Raw genomic sequence first — 13,794 nt, 5'->3', positions numbered from 1 at the left:
GCGTTCGTCGACGACCTGCGGCCCGCGCTGCCGGCCGTCGCCCCGACCGTGAACGCGGCGCGGCCGGTCCTGCGGCGTGCCGGCCGGGTCGCCACGGTCGCGACCCCGCTGACCGCGAGCCTGCGCTCCGTCCTGGACCGCGCCGCCGCGATCTCCCCGGAGGCCCGCGGCCTGATCGCCGACGCCCGCCCGACCATCGACCGCCTCGACTCCTCGCTGCTGCCGGCGCTGGCCAAGCCCACGCCGACGCTGAAGCTGCCGTCGTACGTCGCGTTCCTGAACATGTTCGCCGGCGGCGGCGGCGCGTCCCGCGCGTTCCAGCCGCCGTCGAACAGCCCCCTGCAGCAGGGCGACGGGCACTTCATGCGCTTCGGGATCCGCTTCATCACCGGCATCGGCATCCCCGTTCCGCCGTGCTCCGACGTGCAGGCCCTCGGGGCCCCGATCGCCGCGTTCCTCGCGAGCCAGGAGCTCTGCACGCCGTGAGGCGCACGTCCCGCACCGCCGGCGGCGCGCTGCCGCCGCTCGGCCGCACGCTGCTCATCGGTCTGGTCGTCATCGGGCTGCTGCTCGTCGGCGTCGTCCTCTCCGTCAACAAGGTCGGCCCGTTCGCGGGCAAGGGCTACGTCGTCGAGGCGACCTTCCGAGACGCCGGCGGCATCAAGGCCGGCGACGACGCGACGGTCACGATCGCGGGCGTCGATTCCGGGCGCGTCGTCGGGATCGCCCATCGGGACGGCCGCGCCGTCCTGCGGCTGCGGCTCGACGACGACACCGCCGGCAAGCTCCACGCGGGCGCGACGGCGACCGTTCGTCCGCGCTCCCAGCTCGGCGACCTCGTCGTCGAGCTGACCCCCGGCCCGCGCAGCGGCCGGGCCCTGAGGGCCGGCGACCGCCTCGGCGCGGACGCCACGAACGCCAGCGTGCCGTTCAGCCGCGTCGTCTCGACCCTGGACGCCGACACCCGCACCTGGCTGCAGCTGCTGGTCGGCGAGCTCGACCGCGGGGTCGGCGGCGACGCGCGGGGGCAGGAGCTGCGCCGCGCGATGCGCTCGCTGGAGCCGCTGTCGGCGTCCGCGACGTCGGTCACCGGCAAGCTCGCGAAGCGCCGGACCACGCTGACCCGCCTCGTCCGCGACCTCGACGTGCTGTTCTCCGCCACCGGTCGCCGCGGCACCGAGCTGCGCAGGACGATCGTGGCCGCGCGCCAGGTCCTCGGCGTGACCGGCGACGGCGCCGCGGACGTGCGCGCCACGGTGCAGGCGCTGCCCGGCACGCTCGCGCAGACCCGCGCGGCCCTCGCGTCCGTCCGGAAGCTCGGCGACCACCTGGACCCGACGCTCGCGGCGCTGCGCCCGACCGTCGGCGAGCTGCCCGACACGCTGCGGACCGTCAAGGACGCGCTGCCGGGCATCGACGGGCTGCTGGGCGAGGCGGGGAAGACCGCGAACGCGTCGGCGGAGCCGGCCGGCGCTCTGGACGACACGCTGCAGGCCGCGCAGGCCGCCGTTCCGGTGCTCCGGCCGACGACCGTCCGCACCGGCTCGATCGTCACGGACATCAACCGCAACAAGGACGGCATCGGCCTGCTCGGCGAGCGCTTCAGCGGGATCTTCTCGACCGCCGACCAGAACGGCACGCTGCTGCGCGGCCTCGGGTTCTTCGAGCCGTTCAACCCGAAGAACTTCGGCTTCGGCGGTTCGCCGACCGAGCGCGCGAAGGCCGCCACCGCCGTGGTCGGCGCCGCGGCCCAGGTCTGCAAGACCAACGCGTTCGCGTGCCTGCTGCCGTTCCTCGTGCCGGGCCTGCAGCACGCCACCGACGAGCTCCTGAAGACGAAGGCGAAGGCCCGCCCGTGAACCGCCACGTCCCCCGCGGCGGCGCCGCGCTGCTCGTCCTCTTCGTCGTCGTCGGGGTCGCGCTGTTCCTGTTCTTCTCCGCGCGCTTCGGCGGCCCGACGGTCCGCACCGGGAACCCGTTCGAGCTGCGCGCGCAGGTCCCCGACACCCAGGGCCTGAGCGTCCGCTCCGACGTGCGGCTCAACGGCGTCCTCGTCGGCCACGTCCAGCAGGTCAGCCGGCGTGGCGGCCGCGCAGCGCTGAAGCTCGTCCTCGACGGCGAGCACGTCCGGCTGCGGCAGGGCACCGCGCTGCGGGTCGGGACGAAGACCGCGCTCGGCGAGGCCTACGTCGACCTCACCCCGGGGCCGACGAGCGGGAGGCCGCTGCGCTCCGGCACCACGCTTCGCGCGTCGGCCGTCCGCCCCGCGGTCGAGGTCGACGAGGCCCTGGAGGCGCTCGACGCCCCGACGCGGAAGCACCTCCAGCGCGCGCTGGGCACGTTCGGCGAGGCCACCGCGTCGCCGCGCACGAAGGACCAGGTCGCCGGCGCCGTGACCGGCCTGCGGGCGAGCGTCGACGGGCTCCACGAGCTGACGACGCTGCTGCAGGACCAGGCCGGCGACATCGCGACGATCGTCGGGGACGGCGGCCGCGTCGTGTCCGAGCTCGCCGCGCGCGACGGCCGCGTCCGCGCGCTCGTCGTGAACGGCCGGCGCACGCTGGACGCCGTCGGCGCCCGCGACACCGCGCTGCGCGCCACCGTCGAGGAGGCCCCGAAGCTCCTCTCCTCCGCCCGCTCCACGTTGGGCGCCGCCCGGCCGCTGATCGCCGAGGCCACGCCGGTCGTCCGCGACCTGCGCGCCGCGAGCCCCGACCTCGCCGCCGCAGCCGCCGCGGTGCCGGCGACCGCCGGCGACGTCGACGCGATCCTGCGGGGCGGCCGGAAGCTCGAGCGTGCCGCCTCGCCCGTGCTGAACGCGGCCCCGGCGCTGCTGGACGCCGCCGGCCCGGCCGCGCGGGCCGCGAAGCCCGCCCTCGGCAACGCCGCCACGATCGCCCGCTGGCTCGAGCCGCGGAAGAAGACCGTCGCGTCGTGGTTCTCGAACACCGCCGCGATCGGCACCAACGGCGACGACAAGGGCCGCTGGGCGCGCTTCTTCATCTTCATCGACCCCGCCACGCTGCTCGGGCAGAAGGCGGACATCCCCAACAACGCGTACACGCCCCCGAACGACGCGACGAACCCGCAGCCGTTCAAGGCGGGGGACTTCGAGCGGCTGCTGCCCACGGTCCCGCCGCCGTCGCCGTAGGGCGCGGACGACGCCTTGCAGCCGGAGCCGGCCGGTCCCGGGCCTGGCAGACTCCCCGGCCCGATCGTGCCGTTCTTCAAGCGCAGGTCCGTGCCGCCGGGCACCCCGATCCCCGCCCGCGCCACGTTCACCGCGGGCATGGCCACCGACCCCGACGGCAAGCCGTTTCAGGTCCGCCGCAACGTCGCGCTGGACCGCGTGATGGGCCACCCCGACTACCCGCACCGGGTGGGCGCGACCGTCCTGGGCGAGGGCTTGCCCCCGATCGTGCTGCAGCGGCTGGAGGACGCGCTCGTCGCCGCGTGCGAGCGGGGCCGCGAGAGCGTGCTCGCCCTCGTCCTCAGCGCTCCGCCGCGGTACCACGAGTTCGTCTTCTACAGCCGGGCCCCGAGCGCCGCGCTGCTGCGCTGCCGGGAGGTCGGGGACGCGTTCCCCGAGGCGCAGCTGCAGGTCTACGCCGAGCGCGACCCGCGCTGGGCGCTCTACCGCGACCTCGTGCGCTGAGGCCGCGACCGGCGGGCCGCGCCGGCGCCTCGCGCATCACGCAGGGCGGCCCGGCCGCTCCCCACGGCGCGCCGCCCAGCGGGTGCGCGTCACACCCCTGACGGAGGCCTTATACGGACCTTGGTCCTATTCCCAGCCAGTTCTGAGCCGGACGCGCGATCGTTCGTGACCACGGCCCTCCCACTCCTCCCGACCGCCGAGAACCCCGAGACCCATGACCTCCGTACGCACCCGTTGGATCGCCACCGGCCTCACCACCGTCGCCGCCGCCGGCGTCCTCGCCGGCTGCGGCAGCAGCGACGACGACACCTCCACCGCCGCGTCCTCGGACGCCGCCGCCACGACCACCGCCGCGGACGCCGGCACCACCGCGAGCACCGCCTCCGGCGCCACGAGCGCCGGCTACAAGGACGGGACCTACCAAGCCGAGGGCTCGTACCAGTCGCCCGGCGGCACCGAGTCGATCGGCGTCTCGGTGACGCTGAAGGGCGGCACGATCAGCGCCGTCACCGTCACCCCGAAGGCCACGGACCCCAACGGCAAGCGTTTCCAGGGCGAGTTCAAGGACGGCATCGGCGCCGTCGTCGTCGGCAAGAGCATCGACTCGCTGAACGTCTCGAAGGTCGCGGGCTCGTCCCTGACCAGCGGCGGCTTCAACGCCGCGCTGGACACGATCAAGACCGACGCCAAGTCGTAGCACCGTGTCCGTCCCCGCACCCCGGGCCCCGGTGCCCGGCACCGGCCCCCGGCACCACCTCGACTTCGAGGCGATCGGGACGACGTGGCGCATCGACGCGCCCGTGCCGCTGCACGCCGTGGCGCCGGCGGTGCACGCGCTGATCGACCGCTACGACCGCACGTGGTCGCGCTTCCGCGACGACTCGCTGGTGGCGGAGATCTCCCGCAGCGCCGGGCGCTACGCGATGCCGCCGGAGGCCGGGGCGCTGCTCGGGCTCTACCGGCGCCTGCACGACCTCACCGGCGGCGCCGTCAGCCCGCTGGTCGGCGGTGCCCTCGAGCACCACGGCTACGGCGCGGACTACGCGCTCCGCCCGGCGCCGGGCGCCGTCGAGGTCCCCGCGTGGGACGCGACGATGCGCCCGGACGGCGACGCGCTGCTCGTCCACGCCCCCGTCGTGATCGACGTCGGCGCGGCGGGCAAGGGCCAGCTCGTCGACCTCGTGTCGGAGCTGCTGACCGCCCACGGGATCGGCGACCACGTCGTCGACGCCGGCGGGGACCTGCGCACGACCGGGCCGGACGCGCTGCGCGTCGCGCTCGAGCACCCCGCCGACCCGACGCAGGCGATCGGCGTCGTCGAGCTGCACGGCGGCGCGATCGCCGCCTCCGCCGTCAACCGCCGCGCGTGGGCCGGCGACCGCCACCACGTCCTCGACGCCCGCGACGGCGAGCCGACCCGCGAGGTCGTCGCGACGTGGGCGATCGGCCCCACGGCGATGGAGGCCGACGGCCTCGCCACCGCCCTCTTCTTCGCCTCGCCGGGCGAGCTGCACCGCCACGTCGCCTACTCCGGCGTGCGCCTCCTCGCGGACGGCCACGCCCAGCGCACCGCCGACCTCCCCGGGGAGCTCTTCTCGTGAGCACCATCGCCACCACCCTCCCGTCCGTCCGCCTGGGCGCCGCCCTCGCCCCGCTGGACCGCACCCTCGGCCGCGTGACCATGTACCGCCTGGTCTCGTCGCTGCTCGGCGCGCTCGCGCTCGTCGCGCTGGTGATGTCGATCACCGGCACGCTGAGCTACGAGCCGTCCGAGCTCCTGGCCAGCGCGTGCGTCGCCGTCGGCGTCAGCTACGTCACCAACCGCATCGTCGCGCCGTTGTTCCGCGTGTCGCCGCACGGCGAGTCGGCCGTGATCACCGGCCTCCTGCTGTTCTTCGTCTTCTGCCCGTCGTCCGCCGCCGGCGACCTGCTGGACCTCGCCGTCGCCGCGACCGTCGCGACGCTGTCGAAGTACGTGATCGCCTACCGCGGGCGGCACCTGCTGAACCCCGCGGCCGCCGGCGCGGTCTTCGTCGGCATCACGCAGATGAACGCGTCGGTCTGGTGGATCGGCGGCAAGGAGCTCCTGCCCTACGTCGTGGTCGCCGGCCTGCTCGTCCTGTACCGGACGCGCCGGCTGCCGATGGCCGCCGTCTTCGTCGTCGTCAGCACGGCGATCATCACGATCCGCCTGGGCGACGCCGGCCAGTCCACCGGCGACGCGCTCCAGACGGCGCTGCAGTCCTACCCCATCCTCTTCCTCGTGGCCTTCATGCTCAGCGAGCCGCTGACGCTCCCCGGCCGCCGCTACCAGCAGCTCGCCCTGGCGGTCTTCGTCGGGGTGCTCTTCGCGGTGCCGATGCACGCCGGGTCCGTGACCATGACGCCGGAGCTGGCGCTCGTCCTCGGCAACGTGGCCGCGTTCGCCGTCACGCGCCGCAGCGGCGTGCGGCTGCGCTTCGTCGGCCGCCGGGCGCTCGGGCCGACGACCGCCGAGTACGCCTTCGAGCCGCTCCGGCCCGTCGGGTTCTCCGCCGGCCAGTACGCCGAGCTGGCGCTGCCGCACCGCGGGGCCGACCGCCGCGGGGTGCGCCGGGTCTTCACGATCGCGTCGGCGCCGGCGGGCGAGATCGCCTTCGGCGTCCGCGAGGCGCCCGAGCGCGGCAGCTCGTTCAAGGGCGCCCTCGCGGCCCTGGAGCCGGGCACCGTGGTGACCGCGACGACGGTCGCCGGGGACTTCCTGCTCCCGCGCGATCGCTCGACGCCGTTGCTGCTCGTCGCCGGCGGGATCGGCGTCACGCCGTTCGTCAGCCAGCTGCGGGCCGAGGCGTCGGTCGCGGGCGCGGAGCGGACGGCCTCCGGTCCCCGCGACGTCGTCCTCGTCTACGGCGTGACCGCGGGTGAGGGCATCCCGTACCGCGACGAGCTCGCCGCCACGGGCGTTCCGGTCGTGCTCGTCGGCCCGGACCGGCCGACCGACCTGCCCGCCGGATGGACGCACGTCGCCGCCGACCGCCTGACCGCCGACGTGCTCGAGCGGTCCGTCCCCGACGCCCGGCGCCGCCACGGCTACGTCTCCGGGCCTCCGGCGATGGTCGACGCGGTCCGCGGTGCGCTGCGCCGCCTCGGGGTCCGCCGGGTGCGGACCGACCACTTCGCCGGTTACTGACCGGTCGCGGGGCGACGACGGTCGTCCCGCGGCGGCCGCCGTCAGCGGCCGCTGTCCGCGGTGCGCGGCTCGAAGCCCTTCAGCCCGATCGTGACCAGCGAGAGGTCGCCCTTGAACGTCTTCAGCCCCGCCGTTCGCGCGGCCTCCGCCTGGGACGCCCGGCTCGCGGCGTCGCCGCCCGCGAACTGCGCCAGCTGGATCACCGTGAACGTGCTCAGCCGTTCGGTCATCAGCTGCTTGCCGCGCGCCGACGTCCGGCGCATCTTCCGGTTGGCGAGCAGCTTCTTGCGCAGCGACGCCACGACCGCCTGCGCGCCGATGCGCTCGTCGAGGGTCAGCTCGGTGACGCCGTGGACGATCATGTACGACGAGATCGTGTAGGCGGCGAGCGCGTCGGCGACGTCGGTGTCCGACCAGCCGAGCGGGGAGACCAGCCCGCGGTACGCCGTGCGGAACGTCCCCTTGTTCGACTCGCGCAGGAAGCCGGCGCGATCGAACTGCCGCTTGCCGAGGCGCTTCAGGAAGAGCGCCGCGAGCTGCCGGTTGCCGTCGCGGCTGATCCGCGACGAGCGGTGGTAGCCCAGGATCCGTTCCTCCCGCGTCGGCCGCGGGCGGCTCTTCGGGCCCGAGCTCCCGCCGCTCGGGGACGACGTGCTCGTCGACAGCGGCGGGAAGACCATCGGCGGCGGGTCGTACGACGGCGCCGGCGGCGGGTAGTAGTAGCTCGTCGGGAAGCTCTCCATCGTCGTCGGGTTGTAGAGCTCGGCCGACGCCACCCCCGGCAGCGTGGCCGCGGCGGCCAGCATGCCCGCCAGCATCGTGATCGGTCGTCTGATGGTCCTCACCCGTCCCGCGGTCGTGTCGGGCCATCGTAGCCGCACCGCCCCGGGCCACAGCGGTGCTTGCGCCCCGTCCCGCGGGATGGCCCCACCGCCCCCGTGGGTCAGTCCGGCCGCACCGCGTCGCGGCCGATCCGCCGGACGAGGACGCCCTCGGCGCGCCAGCCGTCGACGTCGAGGACGCCGCGGCCGTCGACCACCGCGTCGACGCCGGGCAGGTCCGTCGGGACGAGCGAGCGGTACGCCGCGTGGTCGGCCTGCACGATCGCGCCGTCGACCGGGCCGCCGGCCCACGGCTCGAGGCCGAGCTCGCGCAGCTCGTCGTCGCCGTAGAGCGGGTCCGAGACGATGGCCGTGGCCCCGGCGCCCTGGAGCGCGTCGCGCAGCCCGAAGACGCCGCTGAACGCGGTCTCCTTCACGTCGCCGCGGTAGGCGGCGCCGAGGATCACGACCTGGCGGCCGCGCAGGCCGCCGCCGAGCAGCTCGGCGAGCAGGTCGACCGCGTAGGCCGGCATCGCCTCGTTGACCTTGCGGGCCGCGGCGGGCAGCGTCGCGGTCGGGTCGCCCTCGAGGTAGAAGCGCGGGTAGACCGGGATGCAGTGCCCGCCGACGGCCACGCCGGGCCGGTGGATGTGCGAGAACGGCTGCGAGTTGGCGGCGTCGATCACGCCGTCGACGTCGACGCCGATGCGGTCGGCGTGGCGGGCCAGCTCGTTCGCGAAGGCGATGTTGAGGTCGCGGTACGTCGTCTCGGCGAGCTTCGTCAGCTCGGCCGCCTCGGCGCCGCCGAGCTCGCGGACCTCGATCGCCTCGGACGCCGGGCGGCGCAGCGCGGGCGCGTCGCTCTCGGGCGCCACCGGATCGGTGGCCTCCTCGCCGTTCAGCAGCCGCCGGTAGCGCTCCGCGGTGCGGGCCTCGCCGAGCGGGTCCAGGCCGCCGACGAGCTTCGGGTACGTCTCCAGGTCCCGGAAGATCCGGCCGCTGTAGACGCGCTCGGGACTGTGAGCGGCGTGGAAGTCCGTGCCCTCCGCGAGGCCGCTCGTGAAGCCGAGCAGCTGCGCGACGCGGCCGCGGGTGCTGCCGACCGGCAGCGTGGTCTCGACGACGACGCTCGGCGGCAGGCCGTCGGGGCCGGCGACGGTGCCGCGCTCGGCCTGCCCGCGCTTGAGACCGGAGCCGACGTCGCCCAGCGCGGCGTCGATCGCCCGCCACTCCGGGTGTGCCTGCGCGTCCACGATCAGCGGCGGCACGACGAGGATCAGGTCCGCGCCGGCGGCGATCGCCCCGACGGTGTCGGTCGTGGCGGTCAGGCGCCCGTCGCCGACGGTCTCGCGCAGCGCGTCGGCCAGGCCACCCTCCCCGGGGAACGGCTCCTGCGCGGCGTTGACCTGGCGGACGACGCGCTCGTCGATGTCGCAGCCGACGACCTCGTGGCCCTTCAGCGCGGCGAACGCGGCGAGCGGCAGGCCGATCTTGCCCAGCGCGACGACGACGACCTTCATCGGGCCGCTCCGGTCGTGGACGTCCGCCCATCGAGGGCCCGGATCGCGACGGCGCTCATCGGGCCACCCCCGCCGCGTCGCCGGCCGCGTCCGAGCCGCCGGTCGCCGGGGTGGGCGGGATCCCTCTCCTCGGCAGGACGTGGACCGTCTCCTGCGACTGGGCGCTCCGCAGCACCGCGTCGGCCAGGTCGACCGCCGCGAGGCCCTCCTCCAGCGTGACGACCTGCGGGTCGTCCTCGCCGCGGACGAGCGCGACGAAGCCCTCGAGCTCGACCAGCAGGGGCTCGCGGCGGGACAGGGCGTAGCGGGTGACGTCGCCCTCCGACACGCCGCGCAGCGAGCGCATGCTGTCCCACTCGCTGGTGACCTCGCCGTTGGCGTAGAAGGTCAGGTCGGCGGTCAGGGTGTCGGCGACGAGCATGCCCTTCTCGCCGAGCACGCGGGTCTGGCGGACCTTCGTGGGCGAGAGCCAGTCGACCATCGTCGTGAACGTCGTGCCGCCCTCGAGCCGCCCGACGACGTTGACGAGGTCCTCGTGCGGCCGGTTCATCCGGTGCTGCGTCTGCGCGGAGAGCGTGACGACGCCACCCCCGCCGAGCCAGCCGACGAGGTCGAGGTCGTGCGTGGCGAGGTCCTTGACGACGCCGACGTCGCGGATCCGCGCGGGGAACGGCCCCAGGCGCTCGGTGGCGACGTGGAAGACCTGGCCGAGCTGCCCGCCCAGGGTGCGGCGCCGCAGCTCGATCAGCGCCGGGTTGCACCGCTCCACGTGCCCGACCGCGCCGTGGACGCCGGCGGCGCGGACCGCGTCGATCAGCTGCCGGGCGAGCTCGGGCGTCTCGGCCAGCGGCTTCTCGACGAGGACGTGGACGCCGGCGGCGACGAGCTCCAGCGCGGCGGCGAGGTGCTCCTCGGTCGGGACGGCGACGATCGCCAGGTCCGGGCGCCCGTGCTCGAGCAGCAGCCGGATCGTCGGGAAGACCTTCTCGGGGTCGGTGACCGCGCCGTGCCGGTCGCCCTCCGGGTCGACGGCGCCGGCGAAGGTCGTCACGCCCGACGTCTGCAGGATCCGGGCGTGGTGCCGGCCCATCATCCCGAGGCCGACGACCGCGCCCCGCAGGGGGGCCGTCGGTGGGCTGTCCGCGGAGGCGCTCACCGCAGGGAGCCTAGTCGCGGCCCAGTCCCGACGGCGTGCGCGGGTCACGCACTACCCTCCCGTCCATGGCCCGACGTCCTCCCCGCGCATCCATGCACCCCAGCGCGGTCGCCGAGACGGGGACCGTCGGCGGCGCCGGCTCGATCATCGGCGCCGAGTCGCGCGTCGCGACCGGCGCCCGGCTGGCGCCCTACGCGCTGGTCGACTCCCACTGCGTCGTCGGCGAGCGCGTGATCGTCGGCTCCCACGCGGTCGTCCACCACCACGTGACGCTCGGCGCCGGCGTGCAGCTCGGCGCGCACGCGGTCGTCCACCCGCACACGACGATCGGCGCCGGCACCGTCGTCGGCGACCACGCCGTGCTCGGCAAGCCGCCCCGGCTGCGGGTGGGCTCGGCGGCCGCGTCGGCGGAGCCCCTCGCCGGGCTGTGGGTCGGCGAGGACGCCACGATCGGCGCCGGCGCCGTCGTCAACGCCGCCGCGGTGATCGGCCACCGCACGATCGTCGGCGACCAGAGCTTCGTCCGCGAGCGCGCGACGATCGGCTCCGACAGCGTCGTCGGCCGCGGCTCGACCGTCGACTGCGACGTCACCGTCGGCGACCACGTCTCGATCCAGACCGACGTCTACGTGACCGCCCGCAGCGTCGTCGAGGACCACGTCTTCCTCGGCCCCGGCGCCGTGACGACCAACGACGACCGCATGGGCCGCGCCCTGCCGGCCGTCGACGGCGAGTCCCCCGCCCTGCCGCTGGAGGGCGCGACGATCCGCCGCGGCGCCCGCATCGGCGGCCGCGCGGTGCTCGTCCCCGGCGTCGAGATCGGCGCGGACGCGTTCGTCGCCGCCGGCGCGGTCGTCACCAAGGACGTCGCCCCGGGTCGCCGCGTCATCGGCGTGCCGGCGCGGGACGCGGGCCCGGTGCCCGAGGACGACCTGCTGGGCTGAGCACCCGCCGCCGCCCGGCGCCGGGGCCCGCCACCCCGTTCGGGTCGTCCACCGGTGCCGTCGTCCCGCGGCCGTCGGTCGACGCCCCACCGGCCGACGGCCGCCCGCGCCCGGACGTGGCGCTCTGCCGCTATCCCGTGCACACCGTCGACCGTGCGGCTAGGCTGCTCGCCACCAGGATCCCGTCCCGGGGATCCCCAGAGCCAGGGAGCACGCATGCAGGCCGTCCGTTCAGGGGTGTTGGCGACGTTGGTGGCGACCGCGGGGCTGGCGACGGCCGCGGCCCCCGCCGGCGCCGCGCCGGTGGCGACGATCTGGCCGGGCTGGGACGCCGTCGGCCCGGCGCCCGGGATCGACGCGGACGCCGTGATCGCGGCGAGCGGGACGACGATCTTCGCCATCCGCGGGGTCCACAACGGCGAGTCCGGCGCCCGGCAGCCGTTCGTCGTCGACGTCGGCGGCACGCAGCGCGTGGGGACGCTCGACTTCCCGACCGCCGGCAACGCCGACGCGGCCGCCCCGACGCCCACCCGCCTGATCGCCCAGTCGCGCTGCTCGGTCCGCCGCTCCGACGACGCCGGCGCCACGTGGTCCGTCGTCACCCTGCCGGACTGCACGTCGAACACCGGCTCGGGGCTCGCGTTCTCCGACGCCGACCACGGGTTCGCCACGACGAGCGGCAAGCTGTGGTCGACTGCGGACGGCGGGCTGACGTGGAAGCCCACCGGCACGCTGACGCAGCAGATCAACTACACGCCCCCGCTCGTCGTGGCGCTCGGCCCCGCGACGCTCCTCCAGAACCCGGACGGCAAGTCGCTGCGGCGCTCGGAGGACGGCGGCGCCACGTGGAAGACGATCCCGCTCCCGGCGGCCGGGGGCGCGCTGATGACGTCCCTGCCCTCCGTCGGCGTGCCGACCCGGCGGGCCGGCGGCGACGTGCTGCTCGGCGTCCGCGGCGCCGTCCTGCGGTCCACCGACCAGGGGAAGACGTTCACCCGCCGCGACGCGCCGACCCCGCCGGAGCTCGCGGGCGCGAAGGACCTCGACGTGCCGCGGATCGCCTGCGACCCCGCCGGCACCTGCGTCGCCGACATCGACGACCCGGGCGTCAGCACCCGCCACCAGGGGCTGCGGTACACCGACGCGGGCTTCGGCGCCTCCGTCCCGGGGCTGCCGCGTCAGTCCGACGCGCCCGCCACGAACGTGATCGTCGGCCTGCTGGACCTGCCGACCGCGACGGCGCTCGTCCGCTCGACGAACGCCGGGCAGACCTACGCACCGGTCATCACCGGCGCCACGGCCGGCGGCGACCTCGGCCGGGACGGGCTGCTCGGCGTCCTGCGCGGGGACCGCTTCGCCGTCTCGCCCGACCACGGCGAGACCTTCTCCGACTCGGGGCTCCCGGGCCCGTCGCCGATCGAGCAGGCCGTCGCCGCGCCCGGCGGCACCGTCGCCCTGACGGAGGACGGCAAGATCCACCGGCTCGTCTCCGGCGCGTGGCAGGACGTCGCGGACGCCTCGGCGATCCTGCCGACGGCCATCGCCGTCGCCGGCGACGTCCCCGTCGTCTCCGGCAGCCGCGGCGTCGCGCTGCTGAGCGCGCCGCCCGCGGTCGTCCCGGTCTCCGCGTCCGCGCTGGCCGGCCGCTCGTTCTCCGGCGTCACGGCGCGCGGGAAGACCATCGTCCTCTGGTCCGGTGGCCGCTACGTGCGCTCGACCGACGGCGGACGCCGGTGGTCCGCCACGCGCCTGTCGGGCCGGATCACCGACATCCGGCTCGTCGACGGGACGTTCGCGTCCGCCGTCGTCGCGGGCCGGCTCATGACGTCCCGCAACGGCGGGAAGACGTTCAAGGCGGCCGCCCGACCGATCCCGCTCGGCGACGGCGCCAAGGTCGAGACGGCGGCGTTCCACGACGCCCGCAACGGCGTGGTCACCGGCGACTCCGGCGTGCAGGTGACCACCGACGGCGGCAGGTCCTTCCGCCCCGTGCCGACGCCGGGCGCCGGCAGCGCGCTCTTCGCGGACGCGACGGCCGGGGGCGGCGTCGTCGTCCAGGACCAGATCAGCGGCGACCTCTACCGCTTCCTCGGGGCGGCCAAGGCGCCCAAGGCGAAGATCACGATCAAGGTCGCGGGCGCCCTCGCCCCGCACCGCGACCGCACCGTCGGCAAGGGCAAGAAGCGGCGGACGGTGTCGTCCTCCGTGAAGATCGCGGGGAGGATCACGGGCGCGCCGCTGGACGCGCGCGTCACCTTCGTCACGCAGCGCTCGAAGAGCGGGGCGCCGGAGGCCGCGGGCAGCACGGACGTCAACGCGGACGGCACCTTCCGCCGCACGGTCCGGCTGGACCCGGGCGACCGCGTGGTGCGCGTCTGGTACGGCGGCGTGGTCCTGCCGAGCGGGACCGTCGGCGGCTCCTCGAGCGGGACGGTGGCGGTCCGCCGCTGAGCCGGCGGACCGTCGCCGGGGCCGGCGGTCGCCAAGGCCGACGGTCGCCGCGGGCGACGGCGCCAGCGCGGCCGCCAT

The 13,794-nt window shown here is 75.8% G+C and carries 12 protein-coding genes; 9 read left to right on the top strand and 3 right to left on the bottom strand.

Features of this window, described 5'->3' with window-relative positions; translation table 11 throughout:
- The 7 genes from AB0L40_RS21690 to AB0L40_RS21660 form a co-directional block, all read left to right on the top strand.
- A partial coding sequence (locus tag AB0L40_RS21690; protein ID WP_364359553.1) for a hypothetical protein occupies positions 1-486 on the top strand: 486 nt, incomplete at its 5' end.
- Positions 483-1,859 carry an MlaD family protein gene (locus AB0L40_RS21685; protein WP_364359550.1) on the top strand — a complete coding sequence of 459 codons (1,377 nt, stop codon included), beginning with the start codon at positions 483-485 and terminating at the stop codon, positions 1,857-1,859. The genes AB0L40_RS21690 and AB0L40_RS21685, both read left to right, overlap by 4 nt.
- Positions 1,856-3,151, top strand: coding sequence for an MlaD family protein (locus tag AB0L40_RS21680; RefSeq protein ID WP_364359547.1), 1,296 nt, complete (start codon positions 1,856-1,858; stop codon positions 3,149-3,151). The genes AB0L40_RS21685 and AB0L40_RS21680 overlap by 4 nt, the downstream gene beginning before the upstream one ends.
- Before the next feature lie 66 nt (positions 3,152-3,217).
- Positions 3,218-3,655, top strand: a complete 438-nt coding sequence (locus AB0L40_RS21675; RefSeq protein WP_364359544.1) for a DUF695 domain-containing protein — start codon at positions 3,218-3,220, stop codon at positions 3,653-3,655.
- Between the two features lie 214 nt (positions 3,656-3,869).
- On the top strand, positions 3,870-4,352 hold the full coding sequence (locus tag AB0L40_RS21670; RefSeq protein WP_364359541.1) for a hypothetical protein: 483 nt from the start codon (positions 3,870-3,872) through the stop codon (positions 4,350-4,352).
- A 4-nt stretch (positions 4,353-4,356) separates the two neighbouring features.
- On the top strand, positions 4,357-5,256 hold the full coding sequence (locus AB0L40_RS21665) for an FAD:protein FMN transferase (RefSeq protein WP_364359538.1): 900 nt from the start codon (positions 4,357-4,359) through the stop codon (positions 5,254-5,256).
- Positions 5,253-6,824 carry an oxidoreductase gene (locus AB0L40_RS21660; RefSeq protein WP_364359535.1) on the top strand — a complete coding sequence of 524 codons (1,572 nt, stop codon included), beginning with the start codon at positions 5,253-5,255 and terminating at the stop codon, positions 6,822-6,824. Before AB0L40_RS21665 ends, AB0L40_RS21660 begins: the two co-directional genes overlap by 4 nt.
- A gap of 41 nt (positions 6,825-6,865) precedes the next feature.
- On the opposite strand, the gene AB0L40_RS21655 is transcribed toward AB0L40_RS21660, so the two are convergent.
- From AB0L40_RS21655 to AB0L40_RS21645, 3 genes are all read right to left on the bottom strand, one after another.
- A complete protein-coding gene (locus AB0L40_RS21655) occupies positions 6,866-7,669 on the bottom strand; it encodes a DUF6683 family protein (RefSeq protein WP_364359533.1) in 804 nt (267 codons plus the stop codon).
- A gap of 98 nt (positions 7,670-7,767) precedes the next feature.
- Complete coding sequence (locus AB0L40_RS21650; protein WP_364359530.1) at positions 7,768-9,165, bottom strand: nucleotide sugar dehydrogenase; 1,398 nt, start codon at positions 9,163-9,165, stop codon at positions 7,768-7,770.
- A gap of 55 nt (positions 9,166-9,220) precedes the next feature.
- Positions 9,221-10,321: a Gfo/Idh/MocA family oxidoreductase gene (locus tag AB0L40_RS21645; protein WP_364359527.1), complete on the bottom strand. Its 1,101-nt coding sequence runs from the start codon at positions 10,319-10,321 to the stop codon at positions 9,221-9,223.
- A 65-nt stretch (positions 10,322-10,386) separates the two neighbouring features.
- On the opposite strand from AB0L40_RS21645, the gene AB0L40_RS21640 reads away from it, so the two are divergent.
- Positions 10,387-11,265, top strand: coding sequence for a DapH/DapD/GlmU-related protein (locus tag AB0L40_RS21640; protein WP_364359524.1), 879 nt, complete (start codon positions 10,387-10,389; stop codon positions 11,263-11,265).
- 216 nt (positions 11,266-11,481) lie between these two features.
- Positions 11,482-13,716, top strand: a complete 2,235-nt coding sequence (locus AB0L40_RS21635; RefSeq protein ID WP_364359521.1) for a hypothetical protein — start codon at positions 11,482-11,484, stop codon at positions 13,714-13,716.
- Positions 13,717-13,794: the final 78 nt, after the last annotated feature.

The sequence above is a fragment of the Patulibacter sp. NPDC049589 genome (genome assembly GCF_040675535.1).
Lineage (GTDB): Bacteria > Actinomycetota > Thermoleophilia > Solirubrobacterales > Solirubrobacteraceae > Patulibacter.
Note: the sequence above shows the minus strand (reverse complement) of the source record. Positions and strands in the feature narration are given on the sequence as shown.